The organism is Niallia sp. Sow4_A1 (assembly GCF_052116745.1).
Classification (GTDB): domain Bacteria; phylum Bacillota; class Bacilli; order Bacillales; family Cytobacillaceae; genus Niallia; species Niallia hominis.
Map to the genome: position 1 here is coordinate 48,506 of NZ_JBQKKM010000017.1, position 18,900 is coordinate 67,405.

Genomic DNA, 18,900 nt, shown 5'->3' on the forward strand with positions numbered 1-18,900 from the left:
TTTTTTCGAGTGTAAATTAACACTATATGTTTAATAAACGCTGTCTCACTCTATATGAGTGAGTGGATTGAAATAAATGAATTAACAACTACAAAGGAAGAGTTAACTGTCTCACTCTATATGAGTGAGTGGATTGAAATTACCTTGTGTAGATGTAGCCGTTAGATGTGATAAGTCTCACTCTATATGAGTGAGTGGATTGAAATATACTACCCCTCCCCCCTACACCCCTAATGTGAAGTCTCACTCTATATGAGTGAGTGGATTGAAATCCTTCTTACACCACGATAGAGCCAATTCTAGAGCAGTCTCACTCTATATGAGTGAGTGGATTGAAATAAATGGAAGTTGATAGGTATCACATAGGAGTTAATGTCTCACTCTATATGAGTGAGTGGATTGAAATCATTTTCATTTTTGTAAATGTAACACTCAAATCCTGTCTCACTCTATATGAGTGAGTGGATTGAAATATTGACTGAAAGAATTGCACAGTTAGAAAATGAAGTCTCACTCTATATGAGTGAGTGGATTGAAATCTATCACAACTCAAGAGCGTGTATTTGAGGACTTAGTCTCACTCTATATGAGTGAGTGGATTGAAATTGATAAATACTGCATCACTAACAATCTTTTTCTTGTCTCACTCTATATGAGTGAGTGGATTGAAATTTATCTGTTGCCAACTCTGGATACTGTTCAAGCTGTCTCACTCTATATGAGTGAGTGGATTGAAATAAAATTTCGTACAATCAAAGAAAAAGGTAGTCTAGTCTCACTCTATATGAGTGAGTGGATTGAAATAGTGGATAATTCTAGGAGTTGCAATATACATAATTGTCTCACTCTATATGAGTGAGTGGATTGAAATAAGTAATGAGTATGTCGCTAAATCTAACCATCTACAAAGTCTCACTCTATATGAGTGAGTGGATTGAAATAATTTCAATACCAAATATATCTAAAACCTTTTTTGTCTCACTCTATATGAGTGAGTGGATTGAAATAACTACTCGCAAATTTTTAGCCGATATGCTGCGGGTCTCACTCTATATGAGTGAGTGGATTGAAATTATTCGGACTTGGCTTACGGATAAGACCGGTTTGGTCTCACTCTATATGAGTGAGTGGATTGAAATTATTCGGACTTGTGTAAACGAGCACAATATTTCAGATACTCTTTTCCACATTAATCCGGGAGGAAATCTGAAATAATGTGCTATTTTTTTCACTTTATTTCGGAATGTGCAAAATCTTGTTCAAATTATTCCGTCTTAAATTCAGGAAAAGAAAACCCCTAAAAAGGGGCATCAACTGGCATATAATCCTGTTTTTTTATTCGAATTTTGTACACCTCGTAAGTGTGGAGTACAAACCTTACTTCGTGTTCCAGAGTTACGAACCAATCAAAATCTTTCTCCAAGTATGCATGGAGATACCTGTTTTGGACCCGTATCTCAAATGCATAACCCTGGTCTATCCAGTGGGGCTGATGTCCTAACCGTACTCTCCATTCTTGAAGATGGTGGTCAAATACTAATATTCCACGCCTCATGATAAGCCATTATCCTCTATAGCTAACCTGACAATTTCCTCATCAATCAGTTCTTTCTTTAGTTGAGAGCCAAATAATAAACTGTTAATCGTTAATGTATTAATAACCCGTGGCCAACCTTGAGACCGTGATGCGATAGCTTCTACCGCGGTTTCTGTAAAGATGGTCATCTTCGCTCCTGCTAACTTCATATGATGATGAATATAATGGGAAACTTCCTCTCTGGATAATGGCTGAATCTCATATTTCATAATCATTCTCTGTGATAGTGGACGATGATGATTTAATGCTAATCGAGTCTTTAAATGTGGTAAGCCAGCTAAAACTAGGATAAATGGATTGGTTGAGTCCATATGAAAGTTAAATAATAGTGCTATATCCTGCAAAAAAGCATCTTTTGCCATATGCATTTCATCTAAAATGAAAACAGGTGTGATCTTACGTTCCCCTGCCATTCGCTCAATGCCTTGTTGAATTTGCCTAAAGAGATCGACTTTACGGAACTTCGGTTCCTCCCCTAAGCCATATACTAACCCACGGTAAAAATCCATTACACCACCAGTTGAAAGGGGAAAATAGACTACGTGATATAAAGAAGGGTTTAATGACTCCTTAAAAGACCGTAAGGTAAACGTTTTTCCTGCGCCAGGATCCCCAATAAGAAGACCCATTCCCTTCGATTTCTGTAAATAATTTAATGCGTTTAAAGCCCCTTGATAATCAGTGGAAGGAAACGCATCCGAAGGGCGTATATCTTTCGAAAATGGTGCTTGAGCTAAAGAGTAAAAGGATTTATACATGGTCTTGTTCCCCTTTCACTTCAGCTGTTTGAGATAATGAAAATGGCGAGCGAGCCCGTTTTACATGCGCATTATCCTTCATGGATACAGGAATTGCTTCAGCGACTTTCTTATCATCCTCAAAGATATAGACACCATTTTCGTCTAGTCTCACATCGATAGAATGACCGATAAAACGGAATGTACTTCGTAGAGCTCTTTATTTAACGTAATCGTCCCATCAGCCTTTACTTTCCGGTGTTCTCGTTTCAAGAAGATGGTCTCAAGAATAGACAAATCCTCCAAAAATGTTATATCCTTTAGTTGAGATTGAAACACTTCATGGGGCGTTTTACCCTCTAAAGAGGCATGAACTCTTCGGTGATAATCTTTCTCTAACCAGCTCCAGAATCGTTCATTTAACTCTTCTAGTGAATGAGCTGGATCGGCTTGTAATAACGGATAAAACCGTGTTTGAATCGTTTTAAACAACCTTTCTACCTTCCCTTTTGCACGGGGATCATACGGCTGCGTGTGAGCTAAAGTAATTCCGAGTTGGGCACAAGCATATTGAAGCGTTTCAGATCGATAGATCTTACCGTTGTCCGCATAAATGATGGTAGGTTTCCCTCTGCGAATTAAAGCCTCTTTCGTGACTACTCTTAATCCATCAAACTTCTCTGACGAGAAGAACTGTGCATACGGCACAAGACGAGAACAGTCATCAATATAGGCAATTAAAAATGTCTTTGTCTTTTTTCCATTAACGGGTACATAAGGTCCATGGGATAAATCAGCCTGCCACAACACATTCACCTTTTCGTGAGCGAACCGTTTTCTTTCTGGTATCGCCACCATTTGTTTTCCTACAAGGTTGTGTTTTTTTAATAATCGAATTATAGTAGAGTAAGATATTTGGTTTTTTTGTATCTCTCCACGCTCGATTAGTTGTTCGTAGAAAACACTAACCGGCATATGGGGAGATTTTTTTCGTATTTCAAGGACAAGATCTTGGTCATCAGGGGATAGTCTTCGAGAATTCCCTCGATCCAAGCGCTTCTTGGGCTTTAATGCTTCAAATCCATTTCTTCGATAATGAAGAAGCCACTCTTTCATTGTTTTCTCTGCAATTTTCCTTTCTCCATAATGGGGGACAGAATGAACCTTTCCCTCCATTCCATTTAAATATTCCTTCGAATCAACTTGCCCATTCAATAGGGGGGCTATTAGGCCATACCGAAATAGGGCCACTTGTTCACGCTCTTTTTCATTCATGGAATCTTCCTCCTTTTTCATAGAAGGACGACCGGTCATCCATGGTTATTATTCTACTTTTTTCGATATTTTCTGACTATGAAAAAGGTATGTGGGACAAAGAATATTTTTAAAGTCGCCTAAATATGATAGAATTAATTTGCCATAAAGTATTTTGATAAGTGACCCCGTGACCTTCGTAAGAAGGGTGATTCGCCAAAATCAAGGATCATTTTCATATATTTTGTGGCTTCGCTATTTATATCCTCCGACATGCCACTTATCTTCCCCAAGCTGATAAAGAAGCTATGAATCCAATTTATACATGTTAAGAAACGATTTAGATAAAACCTGACTAATTGGCGGCTGCCTTTTGCTTTTTTCCTTTGAAGAATTTTCTTCACTCGTTCTAAAACTGTATGAATAGTATGTTGAAAATACGGGATGAGAAAGTCCGGAAGAATAGAGATATTCACTTCACATTGTAAACATCTTAGGCGACAAATTGGGATCCGTACGGTTGTCTCATCAGTTATTCCATAACGCCAGTAATAGCCGTTACGATGAAGATTCCCATGGGAATGACATTTGCAGTTTGGGCATTGATCAAACAATGGAAATTCATTCTTTTTTCCTCTTTCCCCATACTCCACTAGGCTAATACCAAAATCATGAAATTTGATCATAAAAAAACTCCCCCTTCTAATATGCAAAAAATTTAGCACATTATTCCAGAGAAGTATATAAACAATTCTGAAGGAATTTGAAAATTCCAACGGTATTTGAGAGGATATAAAGTGACAGTTTACAGGACTTGGCTTACGGATAAGACCGGTTTGGTCTCACTCTATATGAGTGAGTGGATTGAAATTAAATTAAATGTGTCGTGATCAATCATATTTACATGTCTCACTCTATATGAGTGAGTGGATTGAAATATGTACCGACGGAAAAACTAAGCGGTCAAATACGAGGTCTCACTCTATATGAGTGAGTGGATTGAAATTTAAAGGATACTATGACGACTAGGGATGTTAATAGTCTCACTCTATATGAGTGAGTGGATTGAAATTGACAAGTAAGTCATTAAGCTAACAAGGGAAGTGTCGTCTCACTCTATATGAGTGAGTGGATTGAAATAATGGTATAAGCAATAGTATGATTCATGATATGGTCTCACTCTATATGAGTGAGTGGATTGAAATTGATGTAACAGGCGGTCAAATGATCTTATCGTTGTCTCACTCTATATGAGTGAGTGGATTGAAATATAGGTCAGATTACAATGTTTTTTCTAATGTAGTCTCACTCTATATGAGTGAGTGGATTGAAATCTTATAGTTTAAAAGCTGTTACACCTTGTTATATTGTCTCACTCTATATGAGTGAGTGGATTGAAATCACAATACTGAGCGCACTGTGTCAGGAAAAGCAACAGTCTCACTCTATATGAGTGAGTGGATTGAAATCAGCTTCTCGAGCGTATCGCATGCTTACATCATGAGGTCTCACTCTATATGAGTGAGTGGATTGAAATAAATAGGCGCTAATATATCGAACTTAACAAATAATGTCTCACTCTATATGAGTGAGTGGATTGAAATAAAAACAAAAGGAGAATCGGGCAGCAACCACAAAGTCTCACTCTATATGAGTGAGTGGATTGAAATAAAATAGCCTCATCCATCATGTCTTGACTATATCCAAGTCTCACTCTATATGAGTGAGTGGATTGAAATAGCTGCTTGGAGTTTCTTTTTTAGGCTCATGTTAATGTCTCACTCTATATGAGTGAGTGGATTGAAATACAAATATATCTATCACTAGGACTGGTGGGAAAGTCTCACTCTATATGAGTGAGTGGATTGAAATGATCTATATCTCTTAGTAGCACACACTCGAAAATGTCTCACTCTATATGAGTGAGTGGATTGAAATTTTTATCTTAAATGGTCAGGAATAAATCTCTTGTCAGTCTCACTCTATATGAGTGAGTGGATTGAAATCATTGCAAAATACGGAGTTGGATGCTGCTAAGTGTCTCACTCTATATGAGTGAGTGGATTGAAATCGTTGTATGGTCATCAACGCATACGTTGACATCTTGTCTCACTCTATATGAGTGAGTGGATTGAAATTTCCCCTTCTTGCGCTACTTTTACCTCACGACCAGTCTCACTCTATATGAGTGAGTGGATTGAAATTACATGGTCCTTTGCCATAAAAATTGAACCAAGTCGTCTCACTCTATATGAGTGAGTGGATTGAAATTCCATTTTTTTTAATATTAAATACGAACAAGGTCTCACTCTATATGAGTGAGTGGATTGAAATGTCAAAACATGTTCATAGCCAACTTGACCATTCTCAGTCTCACTCTATATGAGTGAGTGGATTGAAATTTTTACTTGTTCAAATGCTACAGAATGTTTATATGTCTCACTCTATATGAGTGAGTGGATTGAAATTTATAATCGTATTTTCTAGGTCTGGGCATATCTACGTCTCACTCTATATGAGTGAGTGGATTGAAATTTCAGGCACATCATAATGAACAGTAGTAGTAGGAAGTCTCACTCTATATGAGTGAGTGGATTGAAATTAACTTAACGACCATCTTCCAAAACGTGATTTTTGCATTGTCTCACTCTATATGAGTGAGTGGATTGAAATTAACTGTTGCTGATTTAATAGTGGATATTGGAAAGTCTCACTCTATATGAGTGAGTGGATTGAAATATCTGTGATACCAACCAAATAATCAGAACTAACGTCTCACTCTATATGAGTGAGTGGATTGAAATATTGATGAAAACTGTTCGCTTCATCCAGAAGTAAGTCTCACTCTATATGAGTGAGTGGATTGAAATCTATAATGATGATGGGACTTCCGTTGTTTCTACTTGTCTCACTCTATATGAGTGAGTGGATTGAAATACAAACTAGGAAAGTTAAAAAGCATCGAGGAAATGTCTCACTCTATATGAGTGAGTGGATTGAAATAAATGAAAATTAAGCCCCTCTCTAAGTGAGAAGGGTCTCACTCTATATGAGTGAGTGGATTGAAATTTACAGAAATGCGCTAAAATTAGCAGGAATTGAAGTCTCACTCTATATGAGTGAGTGGATTGAAATGATTTTTCTTGCATTTATGCGATTAGAAAATGGTTGTCTCACTCTATATGAGTGAGTGGATTGAAATCAATTGAGACTTTAGCTTTGCATTTCGTTGGGAGTCTCACTCTATATGAGTGAGTGGATTGAAATGATTACTTCTTTTGTTTTATCATAAACCCTAAAAAACGTCTCACTCTATATGAGTGAGTGGATTGAAATATCTATATGAATATTCCAATAACCGTTCAAAACCGTCTCACTCTATATGAGTGAGTGGATTGAAATTCCATCAGCATAAGACTCATCTAATTCGTTTATCGTCTCACTCTATATGAGTGAGTGGATTGAAATTCCATCAGCATAAGACTCATCTAATTCGTTTATCGTCTCACTCTATATGAGTGAGTGGATTGAAATTAGTCACGAGGGTGAATATATGCATTTCGTTCTTGTCTCACTCTATATGAGTGAGTGGATTGAAATAATATGTGATTAATGAAATTAAAAACAATCCTACGTCTCACTCTATATGAGTGAGTGGATTGAAATAGTAATACCAAGTTCTTTTGCTGCTTCCATCTGCGTCTCACTCTATATGAGTGAGTGGATTGAAATAAGATATTGCAGAAGGTTTAGGTGTAGAGAAACGTCTCACTCTATATGAGTGAGTGGATTGAAATTTCACGAACATGGAATACAGCACCGTTTAATAAGGTCTCACTCTATATGAGTGAGTGGATTGAAATTTTTTAACATTTAAAATCAATCGCTTTGATACAGTCTCACTCTATATGAGTGAGTGGATTGAAATTTCTAATGGAATATGCTTTTTAATCGGCTGACGTCTCACTCTATATGAGTGAGTGGATTGAAATATCAATGCCATCATAGTAGTCATTTTTGCTAATGTCTCACTCTATATGAGTGAGTGGATTGAAATTTAGAAATGAGTTTACACCAATTCGGACATGTCGGTCTCACTCTATATGAGTGAGTGGATTGAAATTACGTAACGTTGGAATGTTTGTTGGCGTAACGGGTGTCTCACTCTATATGAGTGAGTGGATTGAAATAAAAAACAGACGAATTTACAACTTTAGATGTAGTCTCACTCTATATGAGTGAGTGGATTGAAATTACATAGGTTTTCACCCCCTTAAAGGTAATAAAAAAGTCTCACTCTATATGAGTGAGTGGATTGAAATAAGACTTGAATGTAGTGAAGAATTTCGACTCAGGTCTCATATAAATGCTAACTTAAGAGTGTACAGAAATGATTGTTTAAGGATGTACAGTTTTGATGGTTAACTGCATAATATTCTTGAGGTGGAATATTATGCATATGCAAATTAATGTAAATTCAAGTATTGAAATTAATAGTCTTGCAGATTTGCCAAAATTTAAATTATTGATGGAGAGTCTAAAAATGAAAATCAATAAGAGTCAATTAGCTCGTGATATGGGTGTGGATCGGAGGACAGTTGAAAAATATCTACAAGGTTATGAGCCGAAAAGCAGCCGGAACCGAAGATTGAAAATTGATAAATACTATGAAGTCATAGCGTTGCTTCTTTCAGAAGAATCTAATCAGAAATTCTATTATAAACGAGTACTATGGCAATACTTGAAAGATAATCACGGCCTAGATTGTGGGCAATCATCGTTTAGAAGATACCTATCAAGTAAACCAGAGTTTCAACGATACTTTGAAACAGAGAAACGTAAAAAATTAACCAGTGAGGTTATTCGTTTTGAAACGCCACCAGCTGAACAAGCACAGTTGGATTGGAAAGAAAATATCCAATACATCACCAATAATGGAGAAATCCTTTATGTGAACGTATGTGTACTCTTACTTGCCCATTCAAGATTTCGAACATTCAACCTATCAATCTCCAAGTCTCAGAGTATATTATTGTCTTTCCTTACGGAAAGTTTTGAGGTGTTTGGAGGAGTTCCAAAAACGATTTTGACGGACAATATGAAAACGGTTATGGACGAGCCTCGAACAGAATATCAAAAGGGAAAAGTAAATGAGCGATTTTTTCAGTTTTCAAAAGATATGGGGTTTGAAGTAAGAGCCTGTATAGCTGGGAGACCGCGGACCAAAGCAAAGGTAGAAGCTCCGATGAAATTACTCGATGAGATTCACGCTTATCAAGGAAAATTTGATTATGAGGAACTGCATAAGTTTGTTCAAACACTCTGTAATCGTATCAACAATAGTTACCATCAAGGAACAGGGAAAATCCCAATACTGGCACTAAAAAAAGAAAGAAATCTCTTATCTCCATTACCACATGAACGAATAAGAGATTCCTATAAAATTGATCGTATACTTGTGAAAGTAAATCCATCCAATATGATTACCTTCAAATCCAACCAGTATTCAGTACCACCTGGATACATCGGGAAAACGCTTAGTTTACAAATATACGATAACCATATCTTTGTCTATTATAACACGGATTTAATTGTCGAACATCCAATTCGCCCGTTGAAAATCAACTACAAGCCGGAGCATTACGTTGATACTCTAGCAAGAGGGCTACCAGATTCTACAAATATAGAAGAGCTGGCAAGGAAAAATTTAGAGGCAATTAATGAGGTGTATAAAAATGAATAGCAGTTATAACAAACTCGTACAGAATTTAGAGTATTTAAAGTTAAAACAGATGTTAGTTCATCTAGATGAAACCATTGATTTTATGACCAATAATCAACTGTCATTTACCGACACATTAGTCAAACTGACAGATTACGAGATCGACATGAAAGAAGTAAATATGGTGAGATCTATGGTTAAGGTAGGGGCCTTCCCTCATTTGAAGGAAATAAAAGACTTTGACTTTGATTTTCAACCATCGATTAATAAACAAAAAATATTGGATTATACAACGTTACGGTTTATTGAGCAAAAAGAAAACATCGTATTCTTAGGAACCAGTGGCGTAGGTAAAACTCATTTAGCAACCGCAATTGGAATCGCAGCTGCCAAAAAAAGAACGAGTACTTACTTCATCAAGTGTAATGATTTGATCCTCAATCTCAAAAAAGCAAAACTTGAAAATCGATTGGAAACCAGGCTTAAACATTATGCGAAATATAAACTCCTTATTATCGATGAAATTGGCTATTTACCCATTGACGCAGAGGATGCCAAGCTGTTTTTTCAGCTCATCGATATGAGATATGAACAGAAAAGCACGATTTTAACGACAAACGCTAGCTTTAAATCATGGGGTGATATATTTCAAGATACTAAAATAGCGAATGCCATTTTAGACCGAGTTCTACATCATGCCACAGTGGTCAATATTATTGGGGATTCCTATCGCCTAAAAGACCATTTTAATAAAGATAATTCTAAACAAGGAGAGCACTAAGATGAATACGACAGCAGCCATAAAATTCTTTCGTTCATATGGGGTAAAATGTGAAGTTAAATTGGTTGAGGAGTGGCTTAATAGCTCCTCTTCCAATCAAAAAGGTTTAAATGAAAATTTTTGTGAAGAAGATCTTTATGATTTTAATGAATGGTGTAGATGGAAAGGTACTGGGTATGAAGAAGGCATAGATGATAAAACGAGAATCGAAAGATTTATCAAGGAAATAAATGAGCTTAAAAGTGAAATAGATCGTTTAAATACAGAAAAAGCATTATTAGAAGAACAGCTAGGAATAGGAATTTTTTAATATAATAGTCCCCCAGCCGTAGTTAGGTTGGGGGAGAATATAAGTCCACTGAATCAAAAATGTACATTCTAAAATGAGCGAAAATGTACATTTGATAGTTGACATTTATAGATTGAAATGTCCGTTCCGCTTTGTAAGAAAACAGCTTCTAGTGTAGTCTCACTCTATATGAGTGAGTGGATTGAAATCAACAGAGTATATCGAATACTATCCACCAGGATTGTCTCACTCTATATGAGTGAGTGGATTGAAATTAGTGACCCGTTTACTCCTTATCCTGAAGACGGTCAAGTCTCACTCTATATGAGTGAGTGGATTGAAATAATGGTTTATATACTTCATCATTAATTACATGCGTCTCACTCTATATGAGTGAGTGGATTGAAATTGTATACCAAAAGGTCCAGTTAAAAACATTAATGTCTCACTCTATATGAGTGAGTGGATTGAAATGCCAACGCCACCGTTCTGCACTGCTTGTTGAGAAGGTCTCACTCTATATGAGTGAGTGGATTGAAATAACTTGTTCATGAGAATGATGATTTTAAAATGCACCGTCTCACTCTATATGAGTGAGTGGATTGAAATAAAAGAGGAATTTGCAGACTGTATTCGTTTTATGTCTCACTCTATATGAGTGAGTGGATTGAAATAATAAAGGTGGAGACAACGCGCAAAAAGCTTTCGTGCGTCTCACTCTATATGAGTGAGTGGATTGAAATTTTCATGTTGGTTTACTCTCCATGCAAGGCTGCTGTCTCACTCTATATGAGTGAGTGGATTGAAATAGAAATAATGGTTCCTGAACTAGTTCTACAATCAGTCTCACTCTATATGAGTGAGTGGATTGAAATTAAGTGGTTTAGTCGTAAGTTTTGGGGCATTGATGTCTCACTCTATATGAGTGAGTGGATTGAAATTATAGGGGCACTATATTGAAGCTGTTGCTTACTTGTCTTACTCTATATGAGTGAGTGGATTGAAATACAAATGAGCTAGCTATTTACTTTGTTGCTTTTGTCTCACTTTATACGATGAGTTTGATTGAAATTTTGATGAAGCTGCACGAATGCCAGAATCATTTGTTGTTTAACTCTATTAGAGTAAGTCGCAAGACCTATAATTCTTTCGGGGTCTCTATGTTAAACTATTTTGTAACATCTTGTTATGTTCAAACTATAGAACATAACGTTAAAAAGAAAATGGACGGAATCTATAAGGGTTCGTCTTTTCCAATTAAAACTATTAAAAAATCTCGTGTGAAATATTGGGTAATTATTGAATTAATAAAATATAAAGAGATTTATTTTTTATGCTCACCAGGATTATGCTATTTATGAATATTACTACCAAATAACAAACCGTAACATTCCTACCTAAATTCCCCTCCTAAGGAAATCCCTAGCTAACTAACTCAATTGGTTAACAATTCCATCAAAAATCTCATTCCTTATCTAGCAAAGCTTTCACCTAGCAATCTCTCTATTACCACTTTTTGGACGATGAATAGAAATATTACATCTGATAGCTTAGTAGTAGACACAGAAACAACTACTAGGAGGTAATAGAATTTGAAGACACTAAAGAAGCTAATAGTAGCCGCTGGAATTGTGTTATCTTTTTCAGCTTTTACATTAATAGAAGAAGCAGAGGCAGCAACGAATCGGACGATTCAATCTGGAGACACTTATTGGAAAGTAGCTACAGGATTTGGGATTCCTGTCAGTGATTTAATGAAGGCTAATAATAATAAACCGTTAATTATAGGTCAAAATATGATTCTACCAAATGCAACAGTCTCACCGGCTGATAAAGATTTAATGGCACGATTGGTACGTGCGGAGGCAGTTGGAGAACCTTATGCTGGGAAGGTTGCAGTGGCAGTTGTTGTTCTGAATCGTGTGAAAAGCAACGAATTTCCAAATACAATTCGTAATGTCATTTATGAAAAATCAAATGGCTATTATGCATTTACTCCAGTTCAAAATGGGGAGATAAATAAAGCTGCTGATGCAGAGTCAAAAAGAGCGGTGAATGAAGCCATTGCTTTAGGCAGCCAAGGAAATGGTTCTCTTTATTTCTTTAATCCAAAAACAGCCAAAAGTGACTGGATTTTAACACGAGAAGTAACGGTTACAATTGGAAATCATCGTTTTGCTAGATAAATAGTAATAGAAGCGCCAGTCTTAATAGATTGGTGCTTTTTTTGGACTATTTTTGTTAAAATGGAATGTAGAACATTTAAACAGAAGGGATAAACCATATTGAAATGGAGTTATGTAAATCGTTGGATCTTTGATAAACCACTAAAAAATAGAACCTCCTTAAACATATACGAAGTCGATAAATGTCTTGGCTTTGGTGCATATGGGATGATTTACTTGTGCACAGATAAACGCTCAGGAAAGAAATATGTAGTGAAACAATTGCGGCCAAGCAAAGGGAAAAAACAGCGCGAGTGTGAACGTTTTAAGGATGAAGCAGCGTTATTGAGAAAAATAGAGCACCCCGCGGTCCCAGCTCTAATCGAGGAATTTAAAATAGGAACTCTACATTATTATGTGATGGAATATGTAGAGGGAGATAATATAGAAGATTTATTATTTTTTCAAAATCAAAAGTTCACAGAAATAGAAGCGCTAGACCTGATGACTCAACTTCTCTCTATTATTAACTATCTTCATCAACACAAAATCTTTCATTTAGATATTAGACCACCAAATGTTCTTGTTAGAGAAGGTATAGTGTATTTAATTGACTTTGGTCTTGCTAAGCAAGTGGAAGATGAGGAGAAAGAAATGAGTAATTATCGTCAAGATGATTACTATGATTTGGGACAGATACTTTTGTTTTTATTGTATTCAGAGTTTAAAGGGAAGAAAAGCAAAAAAAGGACATGGCTTGAGGAATTAACGTTGCATCCTGCAACAGTAAAGCTTCTTAAAAAATTGTTAGCTATTTCCGAACCTTATACGAATGGGGATAAAATTGAAAATGATTTAAAAAGTGTGAGGGAAGCTTTAAAAAAATGTATAAACTAAAAAATCTTGTACATCTGAGTACAAGATTTTTTAGTATTAACTACTACTATGCTTCCGGCGCTTATAATAATGGCTCCCACCGTATGGATTGCGTTTTCTATAATCAGAGCTGCTGTAGCTTTTGTGTTTGTGATAACCTCTTCGGTCACTACTGCTATATCTTTTATGACGACGGCTTTTACTGTAGCTGCCCGAAAATTGCTGTATTTTCCTCATGATTTTTCTAAACAAAGTATCACCTCTTCTGATATACGGATTTAGATATTATTTTATCAAACAACGCATCGATATAACGAAAATTTACAAAAAAAATACATGATTGTAATAAAAAAAGATTGAATCATAATAAAATAGTGCTTACAAAAAATATGTGCTTAATCGCACTAAGTATATCGGATTTGTTATATAAATATTGCGTTCTAGTAATAAATATAATAATATTATTAATATTCTAAACAATTCGTTTTATTTGCGATGGTAGCTTCTTTTAGACTATATCGGAAAAGGGGTAATTGGGATCAAATCAATACAGAATTAGAACAAGGACTTGATCAATATTGGACAGATGCGAAATCTCTAGATGATGTACTGGCAGAATTAGAAGAGAGTGTTTCTCCATTATTGGAAGGTAGATATCCAAGTGAATAAATAATAGATGTAAAAAAGGATTTTTGCAAAATTCACAGAAGATATAATCTATGAGTAAAGCAATTTAAGAAAATAGTAAAAGAATAATAGGAGAGGGGTTTAAATGTGAAGAAAGTGGAAGAAATCGCAACGAATAAAGTGAAAATTAATGATCGATTTTGGGGGCGATATTTAGAGGTTGTACGGAATCATGTCATCCCTTACCAATGGGATGCACTGAATGATCGATTACCAGATACTTCCCCAAGCCATGCCATTGAGAATTTTCGAATTGCAGCAGGGGAATCTTCTGGCGAATATTATGGAATGGTGTTTCAAGACAGTGATATTGCTAAATGGCTGGAAGCTGTTGCATATAGTTTAGAAAATGAGCCAAATGAGGAACTAGAGAAAACGGCAGATGAAGTAATCGCTTTATTAGGCAGAGCGCAAGACGAAAATGGATACTTAAATACTTATTATACGGTTAAAGAGCCTAATAACAGATGGACGAATATTCGTGATAATCATGAATTATATTGTGCTGGACATTTAATAGAAGCAGCAGTAGCATACTTTCAAGCTACAGGTAAGAGGCAATTCCTTGATATTATGTGTAAATATGCGGATCATATTGATAGCGTTTTCGGTCCGGAAGAAGATAAGTTAAAGGGATATCCAGGACACCAAGAAATTGAGTTAGCATTAGTTAAACTATATGATGTAACAGGGCAGGAAAAATATCTGAATTTAAGTAAATATTTTATTGATGAACGGGGAAAACAGCCTCACTATTTTGATATAGAGAAAGAGAAACGAAAAGAAACAAAACCGTTTTGGTTTAACGACGATTATGCTTATCATCAGGCACATAAGCCAGTAAGAGAACAAAAAGAAGCAGTTGGCCATGCAGTTAGAGCTACTTATATGTATACAGCAATGACCGACCTTGCATTGAAAACGAAAGATGAATCCCTGAAAAAAGCATGTGAAGAACTTTGGAATAATGTCACGCAAAAGCAAATGTATGTGACTGCAGGCATTGGTTCCATGGAGTTTGGTGAATCTTTCTCCTTCAACTATGATTTGCCAAATGATTTGTCCTATACAGAGACATGTGCTTCTATTGCTTTAGTTTTCTGGGCTAACCGTATGTTACAGTTGGAAGTAAATAATAAGTATGCTGATGTAATGGAACTGGCTCTTTATAATGGTACCATTAGCGGAATGGATTTAGACGGTAAGAAATTCTTTTATGTCAATCCATTAGAAGTTTTACCAGAAGCTAGTGATAAAAGAAAGGATAAAAAGCATGTGAAATCTGTTCGCCAAAAGTGGTTTGGCTGTGCATGCTGCCCTCCGAATTTAGCAAGGTTAATTGCATCTATTGGCCATTACATTTATTCACAAAAGGAAAAAGAACTATTTGTCCATTTATATATGGGAAGTGAGACAACTATTCAAATCGCAAATAACCAAGTTAAGCTTGTTCAACAAACGAACTATCCGTGGGATGGAAATGTATCAATGATTGTTTCTCCAGAAAAGGAGGAAACCTTTACTATGGCACTGCGCATTCCTGGTTGGGCAAAAGGAACAGTGGTGAAGCTAAATGGGGAGATAGTAGATCATTTTCCACTAATGAAGAATGGTTATGTATATATTGATCGTAGATGGAAAGAAAATGACCATATTGAATTATCTCTCCCAATGGTAGCAGAACGTATCCAATCGAATCCACAGGTACGCCATAATGTTGGGAAAGTTGCTATTCAACGTGGACCAGTGGTTTATTGTCTAGAGCAAGTAGATAATGGAGAAAATTTACATGGAATTATCTTACCAAGAGATGCAGAGTTAAAAGCAGAATATGATCCAGAATTGCTTGAAGGGGTTGTTAGCATTACCACTGGGGAAGCGGAACGACTAGATCAAAGCAATTGGAATAGCGAGCTGTATCGTCCAGTTGAGGACAGTACTACGAAAGTACAATTGAAAGCGATTCCGTATTATGCTTGGTGTAATCGCGAACCAGGTGAAATGATCGTTTGGGTGAATGAGAAAAGATAGCAGAGGGACATCTTTTAAATAATATCATCAGATGTTTATTAGTTACTGATTTTAATAGGATGGGAGAAGAGAGGTAGGGGTTCATTCCCTTCCTCTCTTTTTGTAGTATAGATTATATGCATATTTTTATACGAGATGGTCCTTATTGAATACATCATAAATAATTTCCTATGATAAGAATCAATGACACAAAATATGGTATGGTAATATGGGAAAGTATGCTAGGAGGAAAGAGGGGGATTATTCGTGAAAAAAAATATATGGATTGGATTTATTATTGGTGTTGCTACTGTGTTAATCATCGGAGCAGGAATTGTATTAATTGGTAATTATTCTTTCCAAAAGGCAACTGAGGCAAAGTCTGAGACAATTGTTAAAGAAGAATCAAATGGGAAGGAAACAGAAGAGAAGGAAGAGACAGAAGAGACAGAAGAGACAGAAGAGACAGAAGAGGCAGATAGTGGTAATGGTAATGTATCCTACAGTGTCGAACAAACTTCCTTGATTTTAACCAAAGAGGATGGATCAGAACAAATATTTGAGCATGATAATGCTTTTGGGAAGATGGAACCTGTTGATTACTCGCCAACTCGTGAAAAAGTCTTGTTAACACCACAATATGGATGGGAAGAAGGTGGGGCGCTTTATGTCTATTCTAAAGAAAATGGACTAAAGGAAATAATCAATGTCAAAGCTACTTCAGGAGAACAATATTATCCAAGTGGAGCTCTTTGGTTAGATGAGCGCTATATTATCTATATTAATAGTTATATGTATGGGACGATTCCTAGTGGAGAATTACAGATTTATGATACGGAAACACAGCAGATATTGCCACTTGAATTATTTAAAGGCGATGCAGTCCTGCAACTTTCACGCGTAAGTGATGTAGATAAACCTTATATTGTTATGAGCGGAATTCAGTTTACAGATGAAATGTTAAATGATAGTAAATCTTATGTGGAGAACCATGATATCGAAGAAATTCTTGAAATGATTGAATAATGGATAGGAGTGTTATCCGCTCCATACCACTTGTTTATAAAAGATTGTTTTTCTATATACTATTGTGGAAATAAAAAAATTTAATGAATTGGTAAGACGAAGCAGGGTGAATCACAGCCATTTGAAACAGACCTTTTATAAACTAATAAAACCCCGAACAACCATAGGATTTCCATATGGTTGTTCGGGGATAGCTATGTCCAAACCACTATTTTAATTATTCAATAAGACCTTCCTCTTTCAAAAAGTCTACTGCAACATCTTCATATTGTTCTTTGTCAATATCAACACGTGCATTTAGTTCTTGCATTTTTTCATTATCGATTTTTCCGACAAGCATTCCTAATACTTCTTCTAATTCTGGATGTTTTTCTAATGTTTCTGCTCTAATTACTGGTGTTGCGTAGTAAGGAGGGAAGAAGTTTTGATCATCTTCTAGAACCTCTAAATCAAATGCAGGGATACGTCCATCTGTTGAAAATGCATCAATTACATCGACATCTCCGTTTTTAATCGCACTATACATAATGCCAGAGTCCATTGCTTGGGTATCTTTGAATTCTATCCCATAAGTATCAATGAGACCTGGATAACCATCCTCTCTTTCAAGGAATTCTGGTTCAGAGCCTAATGTAAGTTCCGGAGCCATCTTTTTTAAGTCCGAAATAGTTTGGATGTTATACTTTTCAGCGTCTTCTTTTCGAAGTGTTAAAGTGTATGTGTTGTTAAAACCAAATGGCTCTAGCCAAACTAAATTATAGTCTTCTTTAAATTTCTTTTTTACAATGTCATAGGCTTCATCGGGATCACTAACCATGTCCTCTTTTAGAATGCTTAATAATCCTGTTCCTGTATACTCCATGTACATATCATAATTGCCTGTGTTAACTCCTTCAAATGCTGGAGCTGTCCCGCCAAGAAAAGATTCATAGTTTACCTTTAAATCGGTATGCTCTTCAATCAGATGCCCCATCACATAAACCATAATTTCTTGTTCGGTGAAATTTTTACCAGTGATGGTGATGGTATCTTCTCCGCCTTTTCCATTGCTGAAATTTGCAATGACAGTTGACAGTGGGACTAAGACTATTATGGCTGCTATTATCCATATTCGAATACGGCTTTTATTTTTATTTCCTTTTTTACTACCATGTAGACCTTGAGGCGTTACATCCGCTTCCAATACTTTCAATAAATAATCAAATATAATCGCCAATAGAGCAGAAGGAATGGCACCAGCAAGTATAAGCCCAGTATTATATGTTTGTAACCCACGGAAGATTAAATCTCCTAAACCGCCTGCGCCAATGAGTCCAGCAATCGTTGCCACACCAATAATTAAGACAGTTGCGGTTCGGATTCCTCCCATGATTACTCTTAGGGAAAGTGGTAATTCAACCATCCACAGCACTTGGCGATTGGTCATGCCCATCCCAACGCCAGCTTCTATTGCGGATCGTTCTACTCCGATAATTCCTAAATATGTATTGCGCAAAATAGGTAATAAGCCATAAACAGTTAAAGCAATAATGGCTGGAAGCTTACCAGTTCCGATGAATGGCACTAAAAACACTAGTAGCGCAAGACTTGGTATTGTTTGAAAGACGCCAGCTACTCCGATGATGGAGTCTGCGATTTTTCTATGGCGAGTTAAATAAATTCCTAGAGGAACGGAAATCACAATTGCAATGGCAATCGAAAGAAGAGATAAGTACATATGCTCTAAAATTAAGTTCCAAATTGTTGGCCAACGGTT

General features: G+C 36.1%; 12 protein-coding genes, 1 pseudogene and 3 CRISPR repeat arrays. Of the genes and pseudogenes, 8 read left to right on the forward strand and 5 right to left on the reverse strand.

Annotated elements, in window-relative coordinates; genetic code table 11:
- The first annotated feature begins 42 nt into the window (after window positions 1-42).
- Window positions 43-1,139: a CRISPR direct-repeat array (repeat unit 32 nt; unit sequence GTCTCACTCTATATGAGTGAGTGGATTGAAAT).
- Window positions 1,140-1,297: 158 nt separating this feature from the next.
- From ACTQ5K_RS11375 to ACTQ5K_RS11390, 4 genes and pseudogenes are all read right to left on the reverse strand, one after another.
- Window positions 1,298-1,555, reverse strand: a complete 258-nt coding sequence (locus ACTQ5K_RS11375; protein ID WP_441993929.1) for a DUF5348 domain-containing protein — start codon at window positions 1,553-1,555, stop codon at window positions 1,298-1,300.
- Window positions 1,552-2,355 carry an ExeA family protein gene (locus ACTQ5K_RS11380; RefSeq protein WP_047944128.1) on the reverse strand — a complete coding sequence of 268 codons (804 nt, stop codon included), beginning with the start codon at window positions 2,353-2,355 and terminating at the stop codon, window positions 1,552-1,554. Before ACTQ5K_RS11380 ends, ACTQ5K_RS11375 begins: the two co-directional genes overlap by 4 nt.
- Window positions 2,348-3,609, reverse strand: a pseudogene (locus ACTQ5K_RS11385) (DDE-type integrase/transposase/recombinase). The gene ACTQ5K_RS11380 and the pseudogene ACTQ5K_RS11385 overlap by 8 nt, the downstream one beginning before the upstream one ends.
- A 134-nt stretch (window positions 3,610-3,743) precedes the next feature.
- Complete coding sequence (locus tag ACTQ5K_RS11390; protein ID WP_035416525.1) at window positions 3,744-4,274, reverse strand: DUF6431 domain-containing protein; 531 nt, start codon at window positions 4,272-4,274, stop codon at window positions 3,744-3,746.
- Window positions 4,275-4,427: 153 nt separating this feature from the next.
- A CRISPR array of direct repeats spans window positions 4,428-7,910; the repeat unit is 32 nt; unit sequence GTCTCACTCTATATGAGTGAGTGGATTGAAAT.
- Between the two features lie 131 nt (window positions 7,911-8,041).
- On the opposite strand from ACTQ5K_RS11390, the gene istA reads away from it, so the two are divergent.
- The 8 genes from istA to ACTQ5K_RS11430 all read left to right on the forward strand — a co-directional run bounded on the left by istA (window position 8,042) and on the right by ACTQ5K_RS11430 (window position 17,144).
- Complete coding sequence (istA, locus tag ACTQ5K_RS11395) at window positions 8,042-9,331, forward strand: IS21 family transposase (RefSeq protein WP_441993930.1); 1,290 nt, start codon at window positions 8,042-8,044, stop codon at window positions 9,329-9,331.
- Window positions 9,324-10,091, forward strand: a complete 768-nt coding sequence (gene istB / locus ACTQ5K_RS11400; RefSeq protein ID WP_251627290.1) for an IS21-like element helper ATPase IstB — start codon at window positions 9,324-9,326, stop codon at window positions 10,089-10,091. The genes istA and istB overlap by 8 nt, the downstream gene beginning before the upstream one ends.
- A gap of 1 nt (window position 10,092) precedes the next feature.
- A complete protein-coding gene (locus ACTQ5K_RS11405; RefSeq protein WP_251627291.1) occupies window positions 10,093-10,401 on the forward strand; it encodes a hypothetical protein in 309 nt (102 codons plus the stop codon).
- A gap of 156 nt (window positions 10,402-10,557) precedes the next feature.
- Window positions 10,558-11,387: direct repeats of the CRISPR family, unit length 32 nt; unit sequence GTCTCACTCTATATGAGTGAGTGGATTGAAAT.
- A 585-nt stretch (window positions 11,388-11,972) separates the two neighbouring features.
- Complete coding sequence (locus tag ACTQ5K_RS11410) at window positions 11,973-12,566, forward strand: cell wall hydrolase (RefSeq protein ID WP_031539857.1); 594 nt, start codon at window positions 11,973-11,975, stop codon at window positions 12,564-12,566.
- Between the two features lie 99 nt (window positions 12,567-12,665).
- A complete protein-coding gene (locus ACTQ5K_RS11415) occupies window positions 12,666-13,442 on the forward strand; it encodes a serine/threonine protein kinase (protein WP_235252381.1) in 777 nt (258 codons plus the stop codon).
- A 474-nt stretch (window positions 13,443-13,916) separates the two neighbouring features.
- Window positions 13,917-14,090, forward strand: coding sequence for a hypothetical protein (locus tag ACTQ5K_RS11420; protein ID WP_284561228.1), 174 nt, complete (start codon window positions 13,917-13,919; stop codon window positions 14,088-14,090).
- Between the two features lie 114 nt (window positions 14,091-14,204).
- Window positions 14,205-16,139 carry a glycoside hydrolase family 127 protein gene (locus ACTQ5K_RS11425; RefSeq protein WP_441993935.1) on the forward strand — a complete coding sequence of 645 codons (1,935 nt, stop codon included), beginning with the start codon at window positions 14,205-14,207 and terminating at the stop codon, window positions 16,137-16,139.
- A 246-nt stretch (window positions 16,140-16,385) separates the two neighbouring features.
- Window positions 16,386-17,144: a hypothetical protein gene (locus tag ACTQ5K_RS11430; protein ID WP_031538808.1), complete on the forward strand. Its 759-nt coding sequence runs from the start codon at window positions 16,386-16,388 to the stop codon at window positions 17,142-17,144.
- Between the two features lie 217 nt (window positions 17,145-17,361).
- Here ACTQ5K_RS11430 and ACTQ5K_RS11435 read toward each other — a convergent pair whose 3' ends face one another.
- Entirely contained in the window at window positions 17,362-18,861 is a 1,500-nt protein-coding gene (locus tag ACTQ5K_RS11435; RefSeq protein WP_081836684.1) for a glycine betaine ABC transporter substrate-binding protein, read from the reverse strand.
- Window positions 18,862-18,900: the final 39 nt, after the last annotated feature.